General features: G+C 63.6%; 20 protein-coding genes and 1 riboswitch. Of the genes, 15 read left to right on the top strand and 5 right to left on the bottom strand.

Annotated features, from left to right (window positions below):
* Positions 1-165 precede the first annotated feature (165 nt).
* The 5 genes from pal to H5P29_RS07825 all read left to right on the top strand — a co-directional run bounded on the left by pal (position 166) and on the right by H5P29_RS07825 (position 6,645).
* A complete protein-coding gene (gene pal, locus H5P29_RS07845; protein WP_067956787.1) occupies positions 166-675 on the top strand; it encodes a peptidoglycan-associated lipoprotein Pal in 510 nt (169 codons plus the stop codon).
* Between the two features lie 159 nt (positions 676-834).
* A complete protein-coding gene (ybgF, locus tag H5P29_RS07840) occupies positions 835-1,887 on the top strand; it encodes a tol-pal system protein YbgF (RefSeq protein WP_067956784.1) in 1,053 nt (350 codons plus the stop codon).
* Positions 1,881-3,233, top strand: coding sequence for a tRNA lysidine(34) synthetase TilS (tilS, locus tag H5P29_RS07835; protein WP_246787032.1), 1,353 nt, complete (start codon positions 1,881-1,883; stop codon positions 3,231-3,233). Before ybgF ends, tilS begins: the two co-directional genes overlap by 7 nt.
* 110 nt (positions 3,234-3,343) lie before the next feature.
* Positions 3,344-5,278: an ATP-dependent zinc metalloprotease FtsH gene (gene ftsH / locus H5P29_RS07830; RefSeq protein WP_067956781.1), complete on the top strand. Its 1,935-nt coding sequence runs from the start codon at positions 3,344-3,346 to the stop codon at positions 5,276-5,278.
* A 242-nt stretch (positions 5,279-5,520) separates the two neighbouring features.
* The gene (locus H5P29_RS07825) at positions 5,521-6,645 is read left to right on the top strand and encodes a serine hydrolase (RefSeq protein WP_246670862.1); all 1,125 of its coding nucleotides are present in this window, start codon (positions 5,521-5,523) and stop codon (positions 6,643-6,645) included.
* Positions 6,646-6,724: 79 nt separating this feature from the next.
* On the opposite strand, the gene H5P29_RS07820 is transcribed toward H5P29_RS07825, so the two are convergent.
* Positions 6,725-7,357: a LysE family translocator gene (locus H5P29_RS07820; RefSeq protein WP_154386622.1), complete on the bottom strand. Its 633-nt coding sequence runs from the start codon at positions 7,355-7,357 to the stop codon at positions 6,725-6,727.
* Positions 7,358-7,706: 349 nt separating this feature from the next.
* Between H5P29_RS07820 and glmM the strand changes: the two genes are divergently transcribed.
* The 3 genes from glmM (at position 7,707) to H5P29_RS07805 (ending at position 10,953) form a co-directional block, all read left to right on the top strand.
* Entirely contained in the window at positions 7,707-9,059 is a 1,353-nt protein-coding gene (gene glmM, locus H5P29_RS07815; RefSeq protein WP_067956772.1) for a phosphoglucosamine mutase, read from the top strand.
* Between the two features lie 225 nt (positions 9,060-9,284).
* On the top strand, positions 9,285-10,067 hold the full coding sequence (locus H5P29_RS07810; RefSeq protein ID WP_067956769.1) for an outer membrane protein: 783 nt from the start codon (positions 9,285-9,287) through the stop codon (positions 10,065-10,067).
* A 190-nt stretch (positions 10,068-10,257) separates the two neighbouring features.
* Positions 10,258-10,953, top strand: coding sequence for an outer membrane protein (locus H5P29_RS07805; RefSeq protein WP_067956766.1), 696 nt, complete (start codon positions 10,258-10,260; stop codon positions 10,951-10,953).
* A 96-nt stretch (positions 10,954-11,049) separates the two neighbouring features.
* Here H5P29_RS07805 and H5P29_RS07800 read toward each other — a convergent pair whose 3' ends face one another.
* Entirely contained in the window at positions 11,050-12,627 is a 1,578-nt protein-coding gene (locus tag H5P29_RS07800) for a glycosyltransferase family 39 protein (RefSeq protein ID WP_083948450.1), read from the bottom strand.
* 191 nt (positions 12,628-12,818) lie between these two features.
* Between H5P29_RS07800 and H5P29_RS07795 the strand changes: the two genes are divergently transcribed.
* The 3 genes from H5P29_RS07795 (at position 12,819) to serA (ending at position 16,082) form a co-directional block, all read left to right on the top strand.
* Positions 12,819-12,956, top strand: coding sequence for a hypothetical protein (locus tag H5P29_RS07795; RefSeq protein ID WP_169808307.1), 138 nt, complete (start codon positions 12,819-12,821; stop codon positions 12,954-12,956).
* 180 nt (positions 12,957-13,136) lie between these two features.
* A complete protein-coding gene (locus H5P29_RS07790) occupies positions 13,137-14,312 on the top strand; it encodes a phosphoserine transaminase (protein WP_067956760.1) in 1,176 nt (391 codons plus the stop codon).
* Between the two features lie 171 nt (positions 14,313-14,483).
* A complete protein-coding gene (gene serA / locus H5P29_RS07785; RefSeq protein WP_154386623.1) occupies positions 14,484-16,082 on the top strand; it encodes a phosphoglycerate dehydrogenase in 1,599 nt (532 codons plus the stop codon).
* A gap of 54 nt (positions 16,083-16,136) precedes the next feature.
* Here the strand turns inward: serA and H5P29_RS07780 are convergent, their stop codons facing one another.
* Positions 16,137-17,069, bottom strand: coding sequence for a DMT family transporter (locus H5P29_RS07780; protein WP_154386624.1), 933 nt, complete (start codon positions 17,067-17,069; stop codon positions 16,137-16,139).
* A gap of 194 nt (positions 17,070-17,263) precedes the next feature.
* Here H5P29_RS07780 and H5P29_RS07775 point away from each other — a divergent pair, with 194 nt between their 5' ends.
* The 3 genes from H5P29_RS07775 to H5P29_RS07765 all read left to right on the top strand — a co-directional run bounded on the left by H5P29_RS07775 (position 17,264) and on the right by H5P29_RS07765 (position 21,350).
* The gene (locus H5P29_RS07775; protein ID WP_067956749.1) at positions 17,264-18,562 is read left to right on the top strand and encodes an adenylosuccinate synthase; all 1,299 of its coding nucleotides are present in this window, start codon (positions 17,264-17,266) and stop codon (positions 18,560-18,562) included.
* Positions 18,563-18,637: 75 nt separating this feature from the next.
* The gene (locus H5P29_RS07770) at positions 18,638-20,146 is read left to right on the top strand and encodes a hypothetical protein (protein ID WP_154386625.1); all 1,509 of its coding nucleotides are present in this window, start codon (positions 18,638-18,640) and stop codon (positions 20,144-20,146) included.
* 265 nt (positions 20,147-20,411) lie between these two features.
* A complete protein-coding gene (locus tag H5P29_RS07765) occupies positions 20,412-21,350 on the top strand; it encodes a homocysteine S-methyltransferase family protein (protein WP_154386626.1) in 939 nt (312 codons plus the stop codon).
* A gap of 8 nt (positions 21,351-21,358) precedes the next feature.
* Here the strand turns inward: H5P29_RS07765 and H5P29_RS07760 are convergent, their stop codons facing one another.
* Both H5P29_RS07760 and H5P29_RS07755 read right to left on the bottom strand, forming a co-directional pair.
* Positions 21,359-23,173 carry an ABC-F family ATP-binding cassette domain-containing protein gene (locus H5P29_RS07760; protein WP_154386627.1) on the bottom strand — a complete coding sequence of 605 codons (1,815 nt, stop codon included), beginning with the start codon at positions 23,171-23,173 and terminating at the stop codon, positions 21,359-21,361.
* A 3-nt stretch (positions 23,174-23,176) separates the two neighbouring features.
* Complete coding sequence (locus H5P29_RS07755; protein WP_067966047.1) at positions 23,177-23,821, bottom strand: thiamine diphosphokinase; 645 nt, start codon at positions 23,819-23,821, stop codon at positions 23,177-23,179.
* 104 nt (positions 23,822-23,925) lie between these two features.
* Positions 23,926-24,049: riboswitch (TPP riboswitch) on the top strand.
* A gap of 44 nt (positions 24,050-24,093) precedes the next feature.
* Here H5P29_RS07755 and thiB point away from each other — a divergent pair.
* The gene (gene thiB, locus H5P29_RS07750; RefSeq protein WP_154386628.1) at positions 24,094-25,098 is read left to right on the top strand and encodes a thiamine ABC transporter substrate binding subunit; all 1,005 of its coding nucleotides are present in this window, start codon (positions 24,094-24,096) and stop codon (positions 25,096-25,098) included.
* Positions 25,099-25,333 lie beyond the last annotated feature (235 nt).

Here is a 25,333-nt window from a genome sequence, read left to right as displayed (position 1 = left end):
TTTTCGCCTACGGTGCGCGGCGAAGTGCATGTTCGACGGCTGCCGCATGCGGGGACACTACAGCGAGCAGCAACGATATTTTAACCACGTTTCTTGAATGCCGGTTAACCCCAACGTGGTTACTGGATGTTCAACGAAATCACTCGAATGCGAAGGAGAGGCGGGATGCGCCGTATCGCAAAATTTGCAACCAACCCCGTGGTCGTGGCCCTGATCGCCTCTCTGGCGATTGCCGGCTGCGCCTCGAAGAAGACCCCGAACAACGCGGCCGATCTCGGCCTCGGCGGCGGCGCCGGCTCGGCAACGCCGGGCTCGTCGCAGGACTTCACCGTCAATGTCGGCGACCGCATCTTCTTTGACACCGACTCTTCGTCGGTTCGTGCCGACGCCCAGGGCATCCTGAGCCGCCAGGCGCAGTGGCTGAACAAGTACGGCCAGTACGCAGTCGTTGTCGAAGGCCATGCCGACGAACGCGGCACCCGCGAATACAACCTGGCTCTCGGCGCACGTCGCGCCGCTGCCGCCCGCGACTACCTGATCTCGCAGGGCGTTGCCGCCAATCGCCTGAAGACGATCTCCTACGGCAAGGAACGTCCGGTCGCGGTTTGCGACGACATCTCCTGCTGGTCGCAGAACCGCCGCGCCGTCACGACGCTGTCGGGCGCCGGCAGCTGAGCTGCGCGAAGCCACTGAGTGAAACGAAAGGCGGTCTTCGGGCCGCCTTTTGCTTATCTGGCAGTCCGAAACAAAATTTGGCCGAAGTCTCCGGTCCTGATAAATGACGAGAGCGCATCGGCGCGAAGCAACCAAATTCTCTTCCACGGCGAGAGGCTAATGCATTTTCGATCAATCCTGAGTGGCACACTTGCCATCTTCCTTCTGTCGGGGGCCGCAGCGCACGCGCGCGACGGCATTGGCATCGACTTCCCCAAGATCGGCCTGCCGGGTGTTTTCGGCAGCAAGACGGAGAGCACCGAAGTTCCGATCCAGCTCGCCCAGGCGGGCGATCCGCGCGTCACCGCGCTCGAGGAGGAAATCCGCAAGCTCAACGGCTCCATCGAGGAGCTGAACTTCCAGATCCTGCAGATGCAGGAGCAGATGCGGAAGATGCAGGAAGACAACGAGTTCCGCTTCCAGGAGCTTGAGGGCGGCGGACAGAAGAAGTCCGACGCCTCCGGCAAGAGCAACAGCTCGATCGTTGAGGCGCCCACGGCGCCTCAACCCGGCGCGGCCCAGACGGCGACCGCTCCCGCCCCAGGCGCAAACAGCGTCGAAGACGTAATCACCGATTCCGGCACCGGTGAGCCCGGTGCAGTTGCCGGTGGCGGCACCGGCGCGCCGCCGACGACATTCGGCACCATCACCGTCGATGCCAATGGCAACGTCGTCTCGGAAAGCGCCAATCCGCAGGTCGCTGCACCGGCCCAACCGCACGCGCCTGCCGCAACGCAACCGGCGCAACCGAAGAGCAATGGCACCGCTGTTGCCGCATTGCCCGACACCAACGATCCGGACGAGCTTTACCGTAACTCCTACCAGTTCGTGCTTTCGGGCGACTACACCACCGCCGAACAGGGTTTTCGCGATCACATCTCGCGCTTTCCCGCCGATCCCAAGACGGCCGATGCGCGCTTCTGGCTGGGCGAGTCGCTTCTCGGCCAAAAGAAGTACCGCGACGCTGCCGAGATTTTCCTCAACGCCTCGAAGGAATATCCGAAGTCCAAGAAGGCGCCTGAAATGATGCTCAAGCTCGGCGTTTCGCTTGTCGGCCTGAAGCAGCGCGATGTTGCCTGCGCCACCTTCGGCGAGATTGGCAAGCGCTATCCCGACGTCTCCGGCGCCATCAAGGAACGGGTCAAGCAGGAACGGGCTCTCGCCGCGTGCTGACGCAGCCGATCGACGCTGACTTCTTTGCAGACTTTTCCGAGTTCGACTTTGCCGCGCACGCAACGATCATCGCAGCGGCATCAGGCGGCAGCGACTCGACAGCGCTTCTCCTTCTTCTCAAATCCCATCTCGACAGGCACGCGCCGACGACGCGCTTGCAGGCGGTGACCGTCGACCACGCGCTGCGCCCCGGTTCGGACGCCGAGGCCGACGCGGTTGGGCAGCTCTGCGCCCGCTTTGGTATTGCCCATCGCACGATGCACTGGACCGGCGACAAGCCGTCGACCGGCATCGCAGCCGCCGCGCGCAATGCGCGCTACGATCTGCTCGCCCAGGCAGCGCGCGAGGCGGGTGCGACGATCCTGGTCACCGGTCACACCGCCGACGACCAGGCCGAGACGGTGCTGATGCGCAGCGCGCGCGGCACGGGCCGCGGTGCCGCCGGCATGGCCTCGGCCACGCTTTTCGACGGCGACATCTGGATCGTCCGCCCGCTGCTCGGGCAGCGCCGCGAGCGGCTGCGCGACATGCTCAGGGCGCTCAGGACCAGCTGGATCGACGACCCCACCAACACCAATGACGCCTACGAGCGGCCACGCATGCGGCTGTCGCTGCAGAACGATGGCATCCAGCGGATCGAGGCCGCCCTAAGCGACGCCCGGCAGGCAGGCGCGGCGCGCACCAAACTGGGCGAGCGTGCGGCAGCGCTGATCGCCACCCATGCCAGTCGCGTCAGCCCGGGACTGAACCGTCTCGACCCGGCCTTCGCGGAGACACCTGACAGCGATGCGGCGGCCTACGCGCTACGTGTGTTGATTGCGGTGTCAGGCGGCGTGCCGCATCTGCCTGACGAGGCACGCGTCCGCGACCTGCTGGAGCGTCTCGCCGATGGGCCGGCTAACAAAAAACCGGCCCGCGCCACATTGTCGCGCGCGCTCGTCGACATCAGAAGCACAGGCATTTTCCTGCTGCGCGAGGGACGCGGATTGCCGCGGGCAACGCCATTGGCGACGGGTCTGTGGGACGGCCGCTACAGGATTGCGGCCCCACAACCAGGACAGGCTGAAATGACCGTCGCACCACTCGGTTTGACGGCCGCCATCTCGATGGCGTCGGAGGTGAATGCACCGCAAAGTCTTGTCCGGGCGGCACTTCAGGCCGAGCCCGCCTTGTGGCGCGGCGAAAGATTGGCGGGATTGGCTTTTCTAACAAATGCTGACGCGCTGGCCGGCCCTTGGGCGCGTTTCCTCCCCGGCTTCGACCTGGCTCCGGCTCAGGCAGTGTCAGAACTGATTGGCGGGCGAGCGATCCCGGTCTCGCCATGCCGTGGTCACATTGCTGTTTGACCTTAACCGAGACTTAGGGACGCGCTTGGCAATGTCCGAGGCCGTGCCTATGTTAGGGGCAAGCTTACTCTCACCATACGCGCCCCTCGTGGGCGCCAACGGGAAACTCGATGAATCCGAACTATCGCAACTTCGCGCTGTGGGCGATCATAGCCGTTCTGCTCATCGCCCTGTTCAATCTGTTCCAGACCCCGCAGACCCGCGGCGCGTCGAGCGAAGTGGCGTATTCGCAGTTCCTCCAGGATCTGGACTCTGGCCGCGTCAAGACGGTGACGATTGCCGGTGACCGCATCAGCGGTACCTATATCGACAACTCGACAGGCTTCCAGACCTACTCGCCGGGCGACGCGACGCTGGTGTCGCGCCTCGAGCAGAAGAACGTCACCATCAACGCCCGCCCTGAAAATGACGGTTCGGGCTCGATCTTCTCGGTGCTCTTGTCCTGGCTGCCGATGATCCTGATCCTCGGCGTGTGGATCTTCTTCATGCGCCAGATGCAGTCGGGTTCCGGCCGCGCCATGGGCTTCGGCAAGTCCAAGGCCAAGCTTCTGACCGAAGCACACGGCCGCGTCACCTTCGGCGATGTCGCCGGTGTCGACGAAGCCAAGGAAGACCTGGAAGAGATCGTCGAGTTCCTGCGCGACCCGCAGAAGTTCCAGCGCCTCGGCGGCAAGATCCCGCGAGGCGTGCTGCTCGTCGGCCCTCCCGGTACCGGCAAGACGCTGCTTGCCCGCTCGGTCGCCGGTGAAGCCAATGTGCCGTTTTTCACCATCTCGGGTTCTGACTTCGTCGAAATGTTCGTCGGCGTCGGTGCAAGCCGCGTCCGCGACATGTTCGAGCAGGCCAAGAAGAACGCGCCTTGCATCATCTTCATCGACGAAATCGACGCCGTCGGCCGCCATCGTGGCGCTGGCCTCGGCGGTGGCAACGACGAACGCGAGCAGACGCTGAACCAGTTGCTGGTCGAAATGGACGGCTTCGAGGCCAACGAGTCGATCATCCTGATCGCCGCGACCAACCGTCCCGACGTTCTCGATCCCGCGCTGCTGCGTCCGGGCCGCTTCGACCGCCAGGTCGTTGTGCCGAACCCGGACATCGTCGGTCGCGAGAAGATCCTCAAGGTTCACGTTCGCAACGTGCCGTTGGCGCCCAATGTCGACCTCAAGACGGTCGCACGCGGCACCCCCGGCTTCTCCGGCGCCGACCTGATGAACCTGGTCAACGAATCCGCCCTGATGGCTGCGCGCCGCAACAAGCGCCTGGTCACCATGCAGGAATTCGAGGACGCCAAGGACAAGATCATGATGGGCGCCGAGCGCCGCTCCTCGGCCATGACCCAGGCCGAGAAAGAGCTGACTGCCTATCACGAATCCGGCCACGCCATCCTGGCGCTCAACGTGCCGGCCGCCGACCCGCTGCACAAGGCGACCATCATCCCACGCGGCCGCGCATTGGGCATGGTCATGCAGCTGCCGGAAGGCGACCGCTACTCGATGAGCTACAAGTACATGATCTCGCGTCTGGCGATCATGATGGGCGGTCGCGTTGCCGAGGAGTTCAAGTTCGGCAAGGAGAACATCACGTCCGGTGCCTCCTCCGACATCGAGCAGGCGACCAAGCTGGCGCGCGCCATGGTCACCCGCTGGGGCTTCTCCGACAAGCTTGGCCACGTCGCTTACGGCGACAACCAGGAAGAGGTGTTCCTCGGCCACTCGGTGGCCCGCACCCAGAACATCTCGGAAGAGACTGCCCAGATCATCGACGCCGAAGTGCGCCGTCTGATCGATGAGGCCTATTCGACGGCCAGGACCATCCTGACCAAGAAGAAGAAGGACTGGATCGCACTCGCCGAAGGCCTGCTCGAATACGAGACGCTGTCGGGCGAAGAGATCAAGCAGTTGATCGCCGGCAGCAAGCCCGCCCGCGACATGGGTGACGACACCCCGCCGTCGCGCGGCTCGGCCGTGCCGAAGGCCGGTTCGACCCGCGGCAAGAAGAAGGGTTCGGAGCCCGAAGGCGGCATGGAACCCCAGCCGTCGAGCTGAGGCCCGGACAGCGGTACTGAATGAAAAACGCCGTCGAGGAAACTCGGCGGCGTTTTTGCATTCTGGGCGGTCGCAGACTGCCTCCAAGCAGATGACCGTTTCCGCCAAGTTTTCGCAGAGGTCATCGGCACGCTGCCGCCAATGTTCGGGCACGCATCCGAATCGCATCCAGTCGGCAGACCGAAGCGGAACAGATTATGGTCGCATCGCGTCGTTCACTGCTCAAACTGGGATTGACCGGCATGCTCATCCCTCAGCGATCCTTGGCCTTTGCGGTCGACGCAAGGAACCCGTCTTTCGAAGACTGGCGCCGCAACTTCGCAGCCGGCATTGCTGCACGGATGAAGGCGGCAAACGTCGTGGGCGCGGCCGTTGTAATCGCATCCAGGGAAAACACCACGCTCTTCGCCGAGGCCTTCGGCTTCGCCGACCTGAAACAGCAGCGAAAGCTCACCACCGACACCCCGATGCACCTGGCGTCCATAAGCAAGCTTTTCACGGCTTCCGCCCTGGTGCAGCTGTTCGAACGCAAGGGTCTCGACCTGCAGGGCGACGTCAGCGGGTTCATCGATTTTCAGGTCCGCAACCCGCACCATCCACAGTTGCCGATCACGCCGCACCACCTTTTGACCCACACATCGGGCATTTTCGACGAAGGCCATGGCGACGTTTCTTTCCCGGGCGATCCCACGCAGAGCCTGTCGGACTTCCTGCGGAACTATCTTGTGAGTGGCGGCAGCACCTATGCACCCGGGACATCCTTCCTCCAGGCGGAGCCGGGCACAAAGTGGGAATACAGCAACGTCTCCATTGCGCTCGCGAGCTACGTCGTCGAACGCGTCAGCAGGACGAGCTTCCCGGCTTACGTCAAGGAGAACATTCTCGACCCGATCGGCGTCATCAATGCCCATTGGTATCTGAGGCAATTTCAGCGCGATGTGCTTGCCAAGCCCTACAGCTTCGAGGACGGCACGTTCGTCGAACTGCCGCAGCAGGGTTATCCCGACGTTCCGGCCGGACTGCTACGCTGCTCGGTGAGCGACCTCGTCAAGTCGCTGCATGCCATGCTGTGGGGAAGCCATAATGCCGTCCTGTCCCAGCGAGCATCCGCCGAAATGCTGCGCAGGCAGGTCGACCCGAAGATCTACCCTTATCAAGGGCTCGGCTGGACCGAAGAGGAAAGTGCCAGCCGCAAAGTCGTCGGCCACACAGGCAGCGACAACCGCGCCTCCAACATCGTGGCGCTGTCGGAGGACCAGAACCACGTGGCGGCACTTCTCATGAACAACGATGGCACTCTAGAGAGCGGCGCGTTCCGGGCGTCGGTGATCGACGACCTACTGGCCGGCGCGAAACTTGCGACGTGAGTCGATAGCGTTCTCAGGGAGCCGCCGCTGAGGACACCCAGCGGCGGTTTTGCATCTTCGGTTCAGCAGCCGGCGATGCTCAGTTTCGGCTGCCCAGCGCCACCCGGCATGCCAGCCCGGCAAAGACACTGGCGAGGAAATATTGAGGAAGCCTGCCCAGCCGCACCAATCCGCCTGCCCGCTGGCGCAGGTGGCTGCTCAGCAGGATGACCGAGCCGTTGACGATGAAGCCGATCCCGTTGAGCACGGTCGCCAGCACCAGCGTCTGCACGATCATCGATCCGGTGTCGGGACGGATGAACTGCGGAAACAGCGCCAGCACGAACAACGCCATCTTGGGGTTGAGCAGGTTGGTGGCAAGCCCTGCGCCGAGGATGCGCCTTGACGAGAACCGCTTGAGACCGGACACCGGCGCAAAGGCCGATGTCTCGGAGCGCAGCGTCTTCCAGGCAAGGTAGAGCAGATAGGCGCAACCGGCCCAGCGCACGATCTCGTAGGCGACAGGCACTGCCACAAACAGCTGCGAAAGCCCGAGGGCCGCGGCCAGCGCATGGCAATAGGTGCCGAGCGCGATGCCGAGATAGGTCAGGAAACCCGCCGAGCGCCCCTGGCTGATGCTGCGCGAGGCGATGAGCAGCATGTCGGGACCGGGCGTGGCGGTCAGAACCACCGATGCGGCGGCAAAAAGCATGAGTGTGGAGAGTTCCGGCATATCGTGTTCCTTCGAGTGAGCCGGAGTTCCTGTCTAGCTGGATTCAAGGAATTGGCAAGGTGGCGCCTTCTGCATCTGCGCCCGACAGCCAAGCAACTTCTGCAACCAGTGCGATATGGATCCTGTCGGGCTCCAACAAACGGTTTGCCCAAATTGGAGCCGCGCCACGTTTGTAGCCTGGCATCAGGGGGCCGAGAAAGGCCAACCCACCTTCAAGTCGGGGAGACTGCCGCGAAAAACCCCAACCCTTTTCTAAGCTTTTGTGACATAAAATCACCAAATGTGATGCGTTGGTCGGCCCGCGTTGTGGCAAAGCAGGCGCGGGTGGACTCCACGGGGACAGGCTAACATGGCTGGACGCTATTTCGGCACCGACGGCATTCGCGGACGGGCCAACAAATTTCCGATGACCGCTGAGGTTGCGATGAAGGTCGGCATGGCTGCCGGCCTGTCGTTCCAGCGCGGCAATCACCGCCACCGCGTCGTGCTTGGCAAAGACACGCGCCTGTCGGGCTACATGATCGAGAACGCGCTGGTGTCGGGCCTGTGCGCAGCCGGCATGGACGTGTTCCTGCTCGGCCCGATCCCGACGCCGGCTGTCGCCATGCTTGTGCGTTCGCTGCGCGCCGACATCGGCGTGATGATCTCGGCATCGCACAATCCCTACCACGACAACGGCATCAAGCTGTTCGGCCCAGACGGCTACAAGCTCTCCGACGAGATCGAGGAACGCATTGAGGCGATGCTCGACCAGGATGTCGAGGCGCTGCTCGCCGATTCCGACGGGCTCGGCCGGGCAAAGCGCGTCGATGGCGTGCATGACCGCTACATCGAATTCGCCAAGCGCACCCTGCCGCGCTCGATGTCTCTGTCGGGCCTGCGCATCGTCGTCGACTGCGCCAACGGCGCAGCCTACAAGGTGGCGCCTGCCGCCCTTTGGGAACTCGGCGCCGAGGTGATCCCGATCAATGTCGAGCCCAACGGCTTCAACATCAACGCCGAATGCGGCTCGACCCATCCGGCCGGCCTGCAAAAGAAGATCCACGAGGTTCGCGCCGACATCGGCATCGCGCTTGACGGCGACGCCGACCGCGTCGTCATCGTCGACGAAAACGGCACCGTCGTCGACGGCGATCAGATCATGGCGCTGATCGCGCAATCCTGGCAGCAGAGCGGCCGTCTCGCCGGCGGCGGCGTCGTGGCGACCGTGATGTCGAACCTCGGCCTGGAGCGCTATCTCGGCGAGCTCAACCTCGAACTGCATCGCACCAAGGTCGGCGACCGCTATGTCGTCGAGCACATGCGCGCGCATGGCCTGAACATCGGCGGCGAGCAGTCGGGCCACATCGTTTTGACCGACTACTCGACCACGGGCGACGGGCTGGTGGCGGCGCTGCAGGTGCTTGCCTGCATCAAGCGCTCCAACAAGCCGATGAGCGAGCTCAGCCGCACCTTCGAGCCGGTGCCGCAGTTGCTCAAGAACGTCCGCTTCTCCGGCGGCAAGCCGCTGGAGGAGACACTGGTGAAGGCGGCGATCGAAGACGGCCGCAACCGGCTGGGCAAGACCGGTCGTCTGGTGATCCGCCCGTCGGGCACCGAGCCCCTGATCCGCGTGATGGCCGAAGGCGACGACCCGCAACTGGTCGAAACCGTGGTCAACGACATCGTCGGCGTCATATCGGAAAGCCGCTCGGCCGCCTGAGCCAAGATATCTGAGAGACACTGAAAGGCCCGCCTCTGGCGGCCCGCCTCTGGCGGGCTTTTTTTGTTGTTCAAAAGCTTGAGGCCACAACCTCGGCAACCATTGAGCGCAGGCAAACATGGTTAATCGCCAGGGTTAAGCGGGCCTTAACCTATACCAAGCATTATCCATCCCGGTTAGTGACGTCGGGCGCGTAGCGGGTCCGCAAGTATAGGGTTATGGGCAATGTTCAATATTGGAAGGAACGCATTATTCGCCGCGCTGCTCGTCGGGGTCGCCGGGCCGGCTTTCGCCGCCGACATGCCCGAGCCGATCATCGAGGTCGAGCAGCCATCCTATGGCGGCTGGTATCTGCGCGGCCACATCGGCATGAGCAACCAGCGCATCAAGCGACTGGAATCGCCGCTGTTCGACATCCCGTTCGAACATGGCTGGTACGATGACGGCAGCTTCGGCTCGGCGCCGACTTTCGGCCTCGGCGTCGGCTATCAGTTCAACGACTTCCTGCGTGGCGACATCACCGCCGAGTATCGCGGCGCGGCGGACTTCACCGCACAGGACTGGCTGAGGGCCACGGCTCCCGGTGATCCGGTAACAACCAACGACTATCGCGGCAGAAAGTCGGAATGGCTGTTCCTGGCCAACGCCTATGCCGACGTCGGCACGTTCTATGGCATCACGCCATATGTCGGTGCGGGTATCGGCGCGTCGCGCAACACGATCTCCAGCTTCACCGACACCAACCCGCAGACGGGCGGTGGCGCTTATGCCGCCGACAAGTCGCGCTGGGATCTCGCCTGGGCACTTCATGCCGGTCTCGGCATCAAGGCCACCGAGCGCATGACCATCGACCTCGGCTACAGCTTCGTCAATCTCGGCGACGGCCAGACCGGTGAGTTGAAGAACGTCGACCCGTCCTTCCCCTTCCCGCCTGCCAATGACGGCATCCGGTTCAAGGACATCACCTCGCACGACTTCAAGCTTGGTGTCCGCTACTCGCTGAACTAACCGTCCAAGCGGATTTTCCTGACACCAAACCGCCCGGCTCGCCGGGCGGTTTTTCTTTGCGGCGACGTCCGCAAACACCAGCTAACCATCTGTTATCCTTAACTGTGACTTAACCTCTATGGTTAATGATGAGCTGAACGGCTGCTGGGCTCATCGGCAACATCTGGCGCCATTTCGGGAGAATGCGATCATGACCTTGACGTCTCGCATAGCGCTGGCACTGGCCGCGACCATGCTTTGGCCACTTGCAGCCGGCGCTGCCGACTACGACCCGCCAATCGCCATCGACGAGGCCCCGGAATATGTCCCGGTCGAAGTCGGTTCCGGCTGGTACCTGCGCGGCGACGTCGGCTACAACATCACCAAGTCGCCCTACGACTTCACGCTGTTCGGTGTTGAATCCGACAGCACCAGCATCACCGGCAGCATCGGTGCGGGCTATCATTTCAGTGATTTCCTGCGCGGTGAGCTCAATGTCGGCTTCCTGGGCACCGACAGTTTCAGCGCTTCGGATGCCGACACCACCGTCTCGCTGAAGAACAGCTTCTGGAACGGCATGGCAAATGTCTATGCCGATCTCGGCACCGTCGCCGGCTTCACGCCCTATGTCGGCGCCGGCCTGGGCCTGATCTATTCAAGCCAGCGCGTGAGCATCGACGATGTCGACCCGACACTCGACTTCTATGCCCGCGACGCGCAATACAAGGTCGCATACTCGGTCGGCGCCGGTGTCGCATATCGCGTCGCCCAGAATACCTCGATCGACGTCGGCTACCAGTATCTGAGCGCGCCCGATCTGGAATACATGGATTTCAGCACGCTCACCACCAAGAAAGGCCTCGACTACCACCAGGTCAAGGTCGGCCTGCGCTACGATCTTTGGTAAGCGCCTGATCTCCCCTAAGATGATGACAGCGGCGGGCTATTGCCCGCCGTTCGCTTTCTAGAAGCGCTGCGTTCTCTCGAAGAAGCCAGCCGTGCCTCACATCCGGCTTTTTGCTGCCGGGATGCATGAGGCGCCGCGCTTGAGATCGTATATCCTGACAGTCGGCGCGACGAAGCCGTAGTCCCCATAGAGCCGGGAAATCGTTGCGACAGCATACCCGTCGAGGCAATGGAATATCGATGCCAGCTCGTAGACTTGCGAGTCTTGTGCTCTCAGCTCGCCACCGCGCAAATAGCGCTCGAATCTGAGCGACAGCAGATAGTCATACGAGGCCAGCGCTTCATAGTCCCATGTCTGCGCCACTGGATGACCGATCGGATAGTCGGAGACCACATTGGTCATCCCGTTTGCCGTCAGGAATTCGACTGCCCTCGTCCGCGTGTCCTTGCCGGGATTCATGTTCCGAACATAGGAAATCCCCGCATGTGCTGTGACCGTCAGCGCAACAAGGGCCAACACCATGGCTCCGGCTCGGCTTCGAATGGCGACCGAGCGCGAGCAGGCAATCCCAGCGGCGAGCAGGAAATAGATGACAACTGGAAGCACATAGCGCATCTGCCCCACGATCTTGAGCGGCGAGAGCTCAAGCGCGAACAACCATATGATCGCGGCCGCCGCAAAGGCTGCCACTTGCCGGTCTCGGTCCTTGACCAGCGCCAAACAGATTGCCCCGAGACCGATCAGAAACGTCATCGCCGTGATGCTTGGAAGCAGGTGGTGACGCAGATGGGTGAATCCATAGCCTGCCCAGACCCATTCCTTGAGGTCATGACCATCCTCGGCATGCCTGAGTTCCCTTGCGAGGCCAGTCAACACATCGCCAAGACCGGTTCCGCTTTCGCCCGCGAAGGAGACGAGCAGAACGGCGAGAATGGTGGCGGCGCCCGCGACGACCACCAATGCGCCCCCCCTCACGCCTAACCGGCAGTACCACAGGGCAAAGGCGAACAACCCGACGCTGTTCAGGAAACCAACATACTTGGCCGACGGCGCAAGACCGAGAGCAATGCCCAAATAGATCAGATTGTGCAGGTCGGTTCTTTCCACAAGCCGCACCAGCGCGTGGAGGCCAAGGCAAATGGCGAGCACGAGCAACGCATCTTCCTTGAAAAAATGGGCGTGCACGGCGATTGCCGGAGACGACGCGAAAACGCAACTCCAGATAACGGACTGCAGGCGATCAATGTAGCGCGCCATGACAAGGTAGAAAAGCGCGCTTGCGGCCGTCATTGCCATGACACTGACGAAGCGGCCGGCCCAAAGCCGATCCAGGTCGCTGGAAGCCGACACGAGCCACACAACGCCCCTCGCCAGAACGATCAGTAACGGTGGGTGGAAATAATTGTTGGGCTTGTCCGCGACCAGTGCCACCTTCGTTGGTTCGTCGACATGGGCGCCATAGAGGAAGTCGAGATTGTAGAATCCGAGGGCCAGAGAAATGCCGACGATTGCAGCCAGCGAAGCCACGGTCACGGCTTGCGGACGAGCGGCAATCAGCCCCTGAAACCGCAGTCCGAGTGAAAACACGTGAGCCACGAACCACCCCGCCAATGCAAGCCCTGCAAACCGATGCCCGTTCTGCGTTAATTCCAATCGCCGCACAACCGCTGACATAAACCGGTCTTCCCTGTGCCCACAAAGAGCGTTGGAGGCATTTCCGCCACCTTCCCACCAGCCACTTCGTTATTGCAATTTCATCTTTCAGAATTTACGATTCTCTAAATTAGACTTCACTTGGGGGGGCGGACTTGCGTGAACAACTTCCGAAACGAGGGCGGCGGCCGGCGGGGACCGAGGCCGTGCATATGAGGTTTCCATCGACCGTGCTGGACGCCGTGGACGAATATCGCCGCAACAAGCAGAGCGACGCCAGCCGGCAGGAAGCCATCCGGGAGTTGCTCCACGACCATCTGGTCCATGCGGGCTATCTGCCGGCAGAGTAGGTGGCGATTTGCGGGCATGCCCGGTCGGCGACCAGCGCTGCCTGCATTTCCGCACCGTCACGGCATGTCCTCTTTGCGACAGAAACTTTCCTCTTGACGCCCGAACGCTAAACGCATATCGCCGTCCGTGGGCCACCCCTCCCCAACGAGGGGCCAACTATCTGGAAGGATAGAACCACGATGACGATCGTCGCCAAACCCGGACTCCGTCCGGCAAACCCCAATTTCTCCTCAGGTCCCTGCGCAAAACGTCCCGGCTGGTCGCTCCAGGCCCTCGCTGACGCGCCGCTCGGCCGCTCGCACCGTGCCAAGATCGGCAAGACCAAGCTCGAGCAGGCCATCGCGCTGACCCGCGAAGTTCTCCAGGTCCCATCGGACTACCGCATCGGCATCGTTCCGGCTTCCGACACCGGCGCCGTCGAGATGGCGATGTGGTCGCTGCTCGGCGAACGTGGCATCGACATGGTCGCCTGGGAGAGCTTCGGCGCAGGCTGGATCACCGACGTGGTCAAGCAGCTCAGGATCGAAGACGTGCGCAAGTTCGAGGCGCCCTATGGCGAGCTGCCCGATCTCGGCAAGGTCGATTTCGACCGCGACGTCGTCTTCACCTGGAACGGCACGACCTCGGGCGTGCGCGTCGCCAATGGCGACTTCATCCCCGCCGACCGCAAGGGCCTGACCATCTGCGACGCCACATCGGCGGCGTTCGCCCAGAAGCTCGATTTCCGGAAGCTCGACGTCGTCACCTTCTCCTGGCAGAAGGTGCTCGGCGGCGAAGGCGCCCACGGCATGCTGATCCTCAGCCCGCGCGCCGTCGAACGCCTTGAGAGCTACAAGCCGGCCTGGCCGCTGCCCAAGATCTTCCGCCTGACCTCGGGCGGCAAGCTGATCGAAGGCATCTTCAAGGGCGAGACCATCAACACCCCGTCGATGCTCTGCGTCGAGGATTATCTCGACGCGCTGAACTGGGCCAAGGGCCTGGGCGGCCTCGATGCGCTTGTTGCCCGCGCCGACGCGAACTTCGCGGCCATCGACGCGTTCGTCGAAAAGTCCGGCTGGCTCGCCAACCTGGCCGTCGTTGCGGAGACGCGCTCCAACACCTCGGTCTGCCTGTCGATCGTCGACCCTGAGGTCGCCGCTCTCGACAAGGACGGTCAGGCGGCCTTCGCCAAGGGCATGGTTTCAGCGCTGGAAAAGGAAGGCGTCGCCTTCGACATCGGCGCCTATCGCGACGCGCCGCCCGGCCTGCGCATTTGGGCCGGCGCCACCGTCGAGACGTCCGATCTGGTGGCGCTGATGCCCTGGCTCGACTGGGCCTTCGCCAACCAGAAGGCAGCGCTCAAGGCTGCGGCCTGACGCCCTTGCCCTCCCCCGCGCGGGGGAGGTCGATCCGCACGGCGGATTGGGATTGGGGGCGCATCAGACTTTGCTCCCATCCCCGCGTTCAACCCATTCCCCCACCCGGTCGCTTCGCGACCGACCTCCCCACAAGGGGGAGGCAGACCAATCGCAAAGGGATTAAGACCCATGCCTCGCGTTCTCGTTTCCGACAAACTCTCCACCACCGCCGTCCAGATTTTCAAGGATCGTGGCGTCGAGGTCGACTACCTGCCCGACCTCGGCAAGGACAAGGAAAAGCTGCTCGAAGTCATCGGCCAATATGACGGCCTGGCCATCCGCTCGGCGACCAAGGTCACCGAAAAGCTGATCGCTGCAGCGACCAATCTCAAGGTCATCGGCCGCGCCGGCATAGGCGTCGACAATGTCGATATTCCTGCCGCCTCGCGGCGCGGTATCATCGTCATGAACACGCCCTTTGGCAATTCGATCACCACCGCCGAACACGCCATCGCGCTGATGTTCGCGGTCGCCCGCCAGTTGCCCGAGGCCAATGCCTCGACCCATGCCGGCAAGTGGGAGAAGAACCGCTTCATGGGCGTCGAGATCACCGGCAAGACGCTCGGCCTGATCGGCTGCGGCAACATCGGCTCGATCGTCGCCACGCGCGCCGTCGGCCTCAAGATGCATGTCGTTGCCTTCGATCCGTTCCTGTCCGAGCATCGCGCCGAAGAACTCGGCGTCGAAAAGGTCGAGCTCGACGAGCTGTTCGCCCGCGCCGACTTCATCACGCTGCATACGCCACTGACCGACAAAACGCGCAACATCATCAACGCCGAGTCCATCGCCAAGATGAAGACGGGCGTGCGCATCATCAACTGCGCCCGCGGCGGCCTGATCGTCGAGAAGGACCTGATCGCCGGCCTGAAAAGCGGCAAAGTGGCAGGCGCCGGCATCGACGTGTTCGAGGTGGAACCGGCTGAGCAAAACGAACTGTTCGGCATGGACAACGTCGTCTGCACCCCGCATCTCGGCGCCTCGACCTCGGAAGCGCAGGAGAACGTCGCCTTGCAGGTGGCCGAGCAGATGGCCGACTATCTGGTCAAGGGTGCTGTTTCCAACGCCATCAACATGCCGTCCATCACCGCTGAGGAAGCGCCGCGGCTCAAGCCCTTCGTCAAGCTCGCCGAAGTGCTCGGCGCCTTTGTCGGCCAGGTGACGGAAGACCCGATCACCGAGGTCGAGATCCTGTTCGACGGCCAGACCGCACAGATGAACACCAAGGCGCTGATCAGTGCTGCGCTCGCCGGCCTGATCCGGCCGCAGGTCTCCGACGTCAACATGGTGTCGGCGCCGATCATGGTGAAGGAGCGCGGCATCATCGTCGCCGAGGTCAAGCGCGACAAGTCGGGCGTGTTCGACGGATACATCAAGCTGAGCGTGAAGACCGAGCATATGACGCGCTCGATCGCCGGCACGTGCTTCTCCGACGGCAAGCCGCGTTTCATCCAGATCAAGGGCATCAATCTCGATGCCGAGGTCGGCCAACACATGCTCTATACCACCAACGCCGACGCGCCTGGCATCATCGGCCTGCTCGGCACCGTGTGCGGCGAGAGCGGCGTCAACATCGCCAACTTCCAGCTCGGCCGCGACCGGCCGGGTGGCAATGCGATCGCCTTGCTCTATCTCGACGCACCGTTCCCCGAAGACGTGCTCGCCAAGGTGCGCGACCACAAGTCGATCGACTCGGCCAAGCGCCTGCAGTTCGACATCAACGGGATCTGACAAAGCCTCCCAAGGCACCAAAGGGCGCGGGCCGATCCCCGCGCCTTTTTCTTTTCAGGCATCGGAGCTGTGTTCTTCGGCAGCCAAAAGCTCCTCGGCGCTCGCCATTTTCCGCCCGGAGTGCTCGGCAAGCCAGATGCCGCCAAGCACCAGCACGATGGCGACTGCGTGGTAGAGCTGGAAGTCCTCGCCGATGATCATCACCGACAACAACGTGCCGAAGATCGGCACCATGTTGATGAACAGGCCCGCACGATTGGCGCCGATGAGTTCGACACCCCTGATGTAGAAGATCTGCGCCAGGATCGAGGGAAACAGCACCATGTAGGCGGTGATCGCCCAGCCCGTCGCATCGGGCGCGATGGCCCTGCCAGTGCCGATTTCCCAGGCGACGAACGGAAGCGAGGTGACGAATGCGGCCGATGTCATGACGATCATCAGGCTCAGCCAGTGGATGTCCGGCTTGAAGCGCAGCGCAACCGTGTAGGCACTGTAGACGAGAACGGCGATCAGCATCAGCGCATCGCCGAAATTCATGTCGAGCGCGAGCAAGCTCCTGAGATCGCCATGGCTGGCGGTCAGCGCGATGCCTGTCAGCGACAACAGGAAGCCCAGAATCTGGCCCCAGCTGACCCGCATGCGAAACAGGATGAAGTTGGCAGCAAAGATGACCATGGGCATGCCCGCCTGCTCGATGCTGGCATTGATGGCCGAGGTGAAATTGAGCGCGGAATAGAGGGCGGCATTGAAGGCGGTGAAGCCTAACCCGCCCAAGGCGACAAGCAGCCAGAGTTGCCTGCGCGCCACCGCCCAGTCCACCCGGAGCCTGGACCAGCCGACGGCGCCGAGAAATGCGGCGGCGAACGCCCAGCGCAATGAGGTCAAAAGCATCGGCGAGGCGTGGCCCACGGCAAGCTTGCCCGCCACCGCATTGCCACCCCAGAACAGGGTAGTCGCCAACAGCAGGACATAGGCGTTTCGATGCATGCGGCCGGACTTTCGCTGGCGAGGGGCACCATGCCGACCTAGGTGCTGGCTGTCGGCATGTAAATGCGCCCAAAGGCTGAATTTGTTGTGCCTGAGGCGGCAAAGAAAGGTCGCACATCCAATTGCTTGGCGTTATAGAGGCCTGTCATTTTGCACTGTTCGCGGCCTAGCCGCGATGTCGGAAGGAAAATATTATGGCCAATGTGGTGGTCGTCGGTTCCCAGTGGGGCGACGAAGGCAAGGGCAAGATCGTCGACTGGCTGTCGGAGCGCGCCGATGTGGTGGTGCGTTTCCAGGGCGGGCATAATGCCGGCCATACGCTGGTGGTCGACGGTGTGGTCTACAAGCTGTCGCTGCTGCCATCCGGCGTCGTGCGCGAGGGCAAGCTGTCGATCATCGGCAATGGCGTGGTCTTCGACCCGCATGCCTTTGTCGCCGAGATCGAGAAAATCCGCGCCCAGGGCGTCGAGATCGGCCCCGATCGCCTGAAAATAGCCGAAAACACCGCGCTTATCCTGTCGCTGCATCGTGAGCTGGATGGCTTCCGCGAGGACGCCGCCTCCAATTCCGGAACGAAGATTGGCACGACCCGTCGCGGCATCGGCCCCGCCTACGAAGACAAGGTGGGCCGCCGTGCCGTCAGGGTGATGGACTTGGCGGATTTGGAAACGCTCCCCCAGAAGGTCGACCGTTTGCTGACGCACCACAATGCCATGCGCCGCGGGCTTGGCCATCCCGAGGTGACGCACGACGTCATCATGGCCGAGCTGACCTCGATCGCCGACAAGATCCTGCCCTACATGGACCGCGTCTGGAAGGTGCTCGACGACAAGCGTCGCGCCGGCGAACGCATCCTGTTCGAAGGCGCCCAGGGCACCCTGCTCGACATCGACCACGGCACCTATCCGTTCGTGACCTCGTCGAACACAGTCGCCGGCCAGGCGGCAGCGGGTTCCGGCATGGGCCCGGGCTCGATCCACTACGTGCTCGGCATCACCAAGGCCTACACCACCCGCGTCGGCGAGGGCCCCTTCCCGACCGAGCAACAGAACGAAGTCGGCGAATTCCTCGGCACCCGCGGCCACGAATTCGGCGTCGTCACCGGCCGCAAGCGCCGCTGCGGCTGGTTCGATGCCGTGCTGGTGCGCCAGGCGGTTGCCGTCAACGGCATCAAGGGCATCGCCTTGACCAAGCTCGACGTGCTCGACGGTCTCGACGAGATCAAGGTCTGCACCGGCTATATGCTCGACGGCGAACTGATCGACTACCTGCCGGCGAGCCAGGGCGCCCAGGCGCGTGTCGAGCCGGTCTACGAGACGCTGGAAGGCTGGAAGGGCACCACCGCGGGCGCCCGCAGCTGGAACGACCTGCCGGCCCAGGCGGTAAAGTATGTGCGCTATATCGAGGAGCTGATCGGCGCCCCGGTGGCCATGCTTTCCACCAGCCCGGAGCGGGATGACACGATACTTGTGACCGATCCGTTTGAAGACTAGTTTTGGCAACTTTCCGGCGGCTGATTTGCCGCCGGAATCGCCGCGGCCCAGAAGAAGAGATAGGTCGACGAGAGAATGGCAGACTTCGTAGCGGTTCTGAAAAAGACGCTGGATGGCATGGGCGACACCACGCCGGCGATGCGCGCGCGGGTGTATGACAAGGCCCGCAGCACCATCGCGGCCAAGCTCGCCGCGCTCAACCCGCAGCCGCCCGCAGCCGTTGCCGAACGCCAGACCAAGTCGCTCGAGGACGCGATCGCGATCGTCGAGGCGGAATTCCATCCGCCCGTTGTGGAAGACGATCCGCTGGCCGAGCTGGAAAACGTCTTTACCTCGATCGCCCGCAACAAGGATCAGCCGGCCTATACCAGGGCAGCACCTGCACCGGAGCCACGCAGCCCGGTGACCCCGGTCGCGCCACCGCCTGCCGCAGACCCCATTCCGGCCTACACGCCGCAGCAGCGCGAGCCCCTGCCCGACTTCTCGGCAAGCGACGATGACGAAGCGCAGGACGGCGAAGGCGACAACAACTTCGGCGACGCCGCAGCCAACAATGGCGATCCATTCGCCAACACGCGGCAGAAGCCGCGCAAGCGCATCAGCGGCGGCCTTATCGCAGCGGCACTTGCCGTGGTGGTGGTCGGCGCCGGCGGCTATGCGCTGTGGTCCAACCGCGATGCCTTTGTCGGCAGTGGCGGCGACACGGCGGCGGAAACGCCCCCGCCAACGAATGAAGCAGCCACTCCTCCGCCCGCCAATGGCGGCCAGGCAGCACAAGCGCCGGCAAGCGACGAGCCCGGCAAGTTCACCCAGCGCATGACCGCGGATGGCAAGGAGGTCGATCCTGGCCCGGCCAGCGGCAGCAACACCGTCGGCGAAGGCACCTCGGTTGCAGCACTGACCCAGCCGGCTCCGGCAACGCCACCGGCGACGCCCGAGACCGCGCCGGCAACCCCTGCCACGCCCGCGACACCCGCCGAGGGAACACCGGCGACGACAACGCCTGCGGCAGGCGAAAACGCACCCGTGGCCGTCGGCCAGAAGGCGATCTTCTACGAAGAGCGCACCAACGTCGCCCAAGGCTCGGCTGAGCCGGGTTCCGTCGTCTGGACGGTGGTACAGGAATCGCCCGGCGGCGACCTGCCGCCCGAGCCTGCCATCCGCGCCGAAGCGACAATCCCCGGCAAGGACATCCAGTTGCGCATGACCATCCGCCGCAACGCCGACAAGACGCTGCCGGCGAGCCATATCCTGGAAATGATCTTCCTGACGCCTCAGGGCTTTGACGGCGGCGGCATCGAGAACATCCTGCGCGTGGCGATGAAGAGCTCGGAACAGGACGCCGGCAATTCGCTGCTCGGCATTCCGGCCAAGATCGCCGACGGCTTCTTCCTCGTTGCGCTCAACGACACCAAGGCCGAGGTCGACGCCAATCTGAACCTCCTGCGTCGGCAGAGCTGGATCGACGTGCCGGTCGTCTACAAGTCGGGCCGCCGCGCGCTGTTCACGCTCGAAAAGGGCATCCCTGGCGACAAGGTGTTCGAAGACGCGATGAAGGCTTGGCAGGCCAAGGAAGCCGGCTGATCTGGAGCTTTCGCTGGCGCGGATGATCATCCTCCGCGTCAGTAGCCTTGGAACGGCGCGCCTGCAGGGCAACTATGACCGCCGCGTGCACGACGACCGAGACGTACCTTTCGGTCCTCGCGCGTCGTCTCACGCCAGAGATTCCAGCCGGCGGCTTAAAGTAGAAACCCCTGAAGTAAGATGTTAGGCTGAAGAACGCGTTCGGCCGCGTCCAGGCTGACGGATATGACCCAGCCGACGGAAAGCCGAACGCCTTCGGTACATCATGTGCGCTGCGACGACAGATCTTCCGCATCTCGGCGCTTCCGTCGCACTCACCGACGGCGGCCTCGAGACAACGTTGGTCTTCCTGGACGGGATGGACCTGCCGTGTTTCGCAGCGTTTCCACTGTTGCTCGATGCGGCCGGCTGCGACAGGCTCGACGGCTATTTCAGGCGCTACCTCGATATCGCCGAACAACACGACTTGAGTTTCGTGCTGGACACGCCGACATGGCGCGCCAATCCTGACTGGGGTGAGAAGCTCGGTTACTCCCGTACGGCACTTTCGGACATCAATCGTCGCGCCGTCGCCCAGGCGAAGGCGCTGCGGGCGCCCTATCTCGCCCGCGGCATGACGGTGCTTGTCAATGGCGTGGTCGGGCCGCGTGGCGATGGCTACCGCCCCGACATGAAGATGACGCCTGTCGAGGCCTCAGACTATCATCGCGACCAGGTCGTCGCATTCCGCGACGCCGGCGCCGACATGGTCAGCGCCGTGACCATGAACTATCCGGAGGAAGCTGTCGGCATAAGCTGTGCCGCCATGGGCGAGGGCCTGCCATCGGTGATCTCTTTCACGGTCGAGACCGACGGGCGGTTGCCGTCGGGAGAGAGCCTGGCGGAAGCGATCGAGATCGTCGATGACGAGACGGACGGCGCGCCCACCTACTTTATGATCAACTGCGCCCATCCCAGCCATTTCCAGAACGTGCTGGCGGACGCCGGCAGCTGGGTCCAGCGTATTGGCGGCGTGCGGGCAAACGCATCGACAAAAAGCCACGCCGAACTCGATGCCGCAACAGAGCTCGACCCCGGCGATCCTGACGATCTCGCCCGCCGCTATCGCGCAATGCGGGACGGCTTCGGCCACATCAAGGTTCTTGGCGGTTGCTGCGGCACCGACCATCGCCATATCGCGGCGATCTGTGAAGCCTGCCTTTAGGCCCCTGGCTAGCCTTCCAGTTCCTCGCGCAGCATCTCCAGCTCCAGCCATTCCTCTTCGAGAGCGGTCAGCGTCGCGCGCTCCTTGTCGAGCGCGGCTATGGTCTTCTGGAAGCCGTGCGGGTCGCGCTCGTAGAAGGCCGGATCGGCGATCTGGTTTTCCAGCCGCGAGATCGAAGCGGTCACCGCCTCCATCTTCTTGGGCAGGCTTTCGAGCGCGAACTTCTGCTTGAACGACAGCTTTTTCGACGCGGCCTTGGGCGCTTCGGCCTCACTGCGGCCGGCTGAGGCCTGACCACTGGCCGCCTTGCGCGACTTGCGGTCATCGAGCTTGGTGCCTCCGCGCTGGGCCAGCATGTCGGCGTAGCCGCCGGCATACTCGATCCAGCGGCCCTCGCCGTCGGGCGCGATGATGCTGGTGACGGTGCGGTCAAGGAAATCGCGGTCGTGACTGACCAGGATGACGGTGCCGGCGAAACCGGCGACCAGTTCCTGAAGCAGTTCCAGCGTCTCCATGTCGAGATCGTTGGTCGGTTCGTCGAGCACCAGAAGGTTTGCCGGACGCGCCAGCACGCGCGCCAGGATCAGCCGGGCACGTTCGCCGCCGGAGAGTTCGCGCACCGGCGTCCGCGCCTGCTCGGGCTTAAACAGGAAGTCCTTCATGTAGGAGACGACGTGGCGCTGCTCGCCATTTATGACGAGGTTTTCGCCACGGCCATCGGTCAGGTAGCTCGACAGCGTCTCGTTCGGATCGACCGCCTCGCGCTTCTGGTCGAGGGTGGCGATCTCCAGATTGACGCCAAGCCGCACGCTGCCGGCATCGGGCTCCATCTCGCCGGTCAGCATCTTGAGCAAGGTCGTCTTGCCGGCGCCATTGGGGCCGACGAGACCGACGCGATCACCGCGCTGGATGCGGGTCGAGAAACCCTTGACGACTGAAAGCTCGCCAAAGCTCTTGTCGATGTTCTTGGCCTCGATGATAAGCTTGCCGGATTCTGCCGCCTCGCTCGCAACCATGGTTGCCACGCCCTCGGCACCGCGATGGCTGCGGAACGTCTGGCGCATCGTCTGCAGCTCGCCGAGACGGCGCATGTTGCGCTTGCGCCGCGCCGTCACGCCATAGCGCAGCCAATGCTCCTCGCGCACGATCTGACGGCCTAACTTGTGCTGCTCGCGCTCCTCTTCCTCCAGGATCTGGTCCCGCCATTCCTCGAAATGGGCAAAGCCGCGGTCGAGCCGGCGCGTCTGGCCGCGATCGAGCCAGACGGTGTTGCGGCTGACGCGCTCGAGGAAACGGCGGTCGTGCGAGATCAGGATCAGCGCCGAGGAGGTGCGGATCAGTTCCTCTTCCAGCCATTCGATGACCGAGAGGTCGAGATGGTTGGTCGGCTCGTCGAGCAGCAGGATGTCGGGCTCGGGCGCCATGACGCGGGCAAGTGCTGCGCGGCGCGCCTCGCCGCCCGACAGGTCGGCCGGAGGCTCCTCGCCGGTCAGGCCGAGATGGTCGAGCAGATAGGTGGCGCGATGCGGATCGTCAGCAGGTCCGAGCCCGGCTTCGACATAGGCGCGGACAGAGGCGAAGCCGTCCATGTCGGGCATCTGCGGCAAGTAGCGGATGGTTGCCGTCGGCTGGCGGAACACCACGCCGTCCTGCGGCTCGATCATGCCCGCCGCGATCTTGAGCAGCGTCGACTTGCCCGAGCCGTTGCGGCCGACAAGCGCGATCTTGTCGCCGGCAGCGGCCGTCAGTGCGGCGCCATCGAGCAGCGGCGTGCCGCCAAAGGTCAGACGGATGCCGTCGAGATTGAGAAGCGGAGGCGCCATGTTTCAGAAATCCGAGGCAGGAAAGGGATGAGCGAGGAGTAGGGCACGGCCGCTGCCGAGCGAAATCCGCAACGGACCCCGCACTTCATTGGAAAGGGTCAGCGACGAACCGAACGGCACGTCGACATTGTCGAGCGGCCACTTGGCGCCCTGTTCGGACAGCCCGGTCAGCTCGGAGAAGGCGAGCACCGAAAACAGCATGCCGTCTTCATAGTCGAAGCCTGCGCTGCCGGGCAGGAGCGGCAAAGCCTCCTGGCGCCCGCTGCTCAGCAGCACCTCGATGCCGGCTTCGGCAAGCCTGAGCGCAAGGGCGAAATGAAGGAAGGCGTGGTCGGCGCGGGCGCCGCCGAAGGCGCCGACAAGCACCAGCGAGGTCGCGCCGAGCCGAAGCGCGGCATCGATGGCCAGTTCACCGTCGGTCCTGTCCTTTTCGGCCGGAAAGGTCGCCCGCGGCAGGTCGGCAAAACGCGGGTCGAGATCTACCGGCACGGAATCGAAGTCGCCGAGCCACAGTTCCGGCATCAGCCCGAGCGTGGCGGCATGGCGGATACCGGCATCTGCCGCAATCACCCTGCTGCCCGCCACCTGGCGGTCGAGGCGCGGGGTGCGGAAAAGCTCGCCGCCGAGAAGTATGGTGAACCGGGTCATGGCATGCGCATTACCAGCCCGGCAGCCGAAACGGAAGGCCGCGACGCGGTCGGTGGCCGGCAAACTACCGCTTGCGTGGCCTGATGCGCGAGCCTATTTGTTGAACCGCTCTAACGGGGTGCCGGTCGCGCAATTGCGTGCCGGCTGAGAGGCATAGGGAACCGTCCCGGCCAACCCGCTGAACCTGATCCGGTTTGTACCGGCGGAGGGATTAGATGCTTCGGACGCCCGGCGCTTCAAATTCCCTTTCAACACCTATGAAGGAGGCGCCGATGCGCTCGTTGATCCTGTCCATGACTTCCGCCCTGGCGCTGGCCACGGTTGCTTTCCCTGCCGCTGCCGAAGGCAAGCTTACCGTCTACACCTATGAAAGCTTCACCTCCGAGTGGGGCCCCGGCCCGCAGGTCAAGAAGGCCTTCGAAGCCGACTGCGCCTGCACTGTCGACTTCGTCTCGGTCGCCGATGGCGTAGCACTGCTCAACCGCGTCAAGCTCGAAGGTGCATCGACCAAGGCCGACATCGTGCTTGGCCTCGACACCAACCTGACAGCCGAAGCCAAGGCCACCGGCCTGTTTGCGCCGCATGGTGCCGCCGGCGCCGACGTCAAGGTTCCGGGTGACTGGAAGGACGACACCTTCGTTCCCTACGACTACGGCTACTTCGCCGTCGTCTATGACACCGAGACGCTGAAGAACCCGCCGAAAAGCCTGAAGGAACTTGTCGAGGGCAATCCGGAAGAAAAGATCGCGATCCAGGATCCGCGCACCTCGACGCCGGGCCTCGGCCTGCTGCTCTGGGTCAAGTCGGTCTATGGCGACAAGGCGCCGGAAGCCTGGGCCAAGCTCAAGGGCCGCGTGCTGACCGTCACCCCGGGCTGGAGCGAGGCCTATGGCCTGTTCACCAAGGGCGAGGCGCCGATGGTGCTGTCCTACACCACCTCGCCAGCCTACCACATGGTCGCCGAGAACACCGAGCGTTACCAGGCGGCGTCCTTCGAGGAAGGCCACTACCTGCAGATCGAGGTCGCCGGCATCACCACGACCGGCGCCAAGAACCCGCTGGCCGAAAAGTTCATGGCCTTCATGACCAGCCCAGGCTTCCAGGACGCCGTACCCGAAACCAACTGGATGCTGCCCGCCGGCAAGACCGACAAGCCGCTCAACCCTGCCTTCGACAAGCTGGTGAAGCCGACCAAGACGCTGATCTTCAGCGCCGACGAGGTGGCTGCCAACCGCAAGGCCTGGGTCGACGAGTGGCTCGGCGTGATGAGCAAGTAAGGCTCTGTCGACCTGCCATGGTTGCGCTTGAACATCCCCTTCTGGCCTGCCGGCCATCTCCCCCGCAAGGGGGGAGATTGGTAGTGGAATGGCTCTCGCCAACCCCAGAGGTTGCCGGTGGTGCGTGGGCATCCAAGCCGCTGATCTCCCCCCTTGCGGGGGAGATGGCCGGCAGGCCAGAGGGGGGTGGGACAGAGCGCGACCCATCGCGGCTGCCGCACCTGCGCCTAGCCAA

Source organism: Aminobacter sp. MDW-2, from assembly GCF_014250155.1.
GTDB classification, from domain to species: Bacteria; Pseudomonadota; Alphaproteobacteria; order Rhizobiales; family Rhizobiaceae; genus Aminobacter; species Aminobacter ciceronei.
This window is presented reverse-complemented; position numbering and strand designations above follow the sequence as displayed.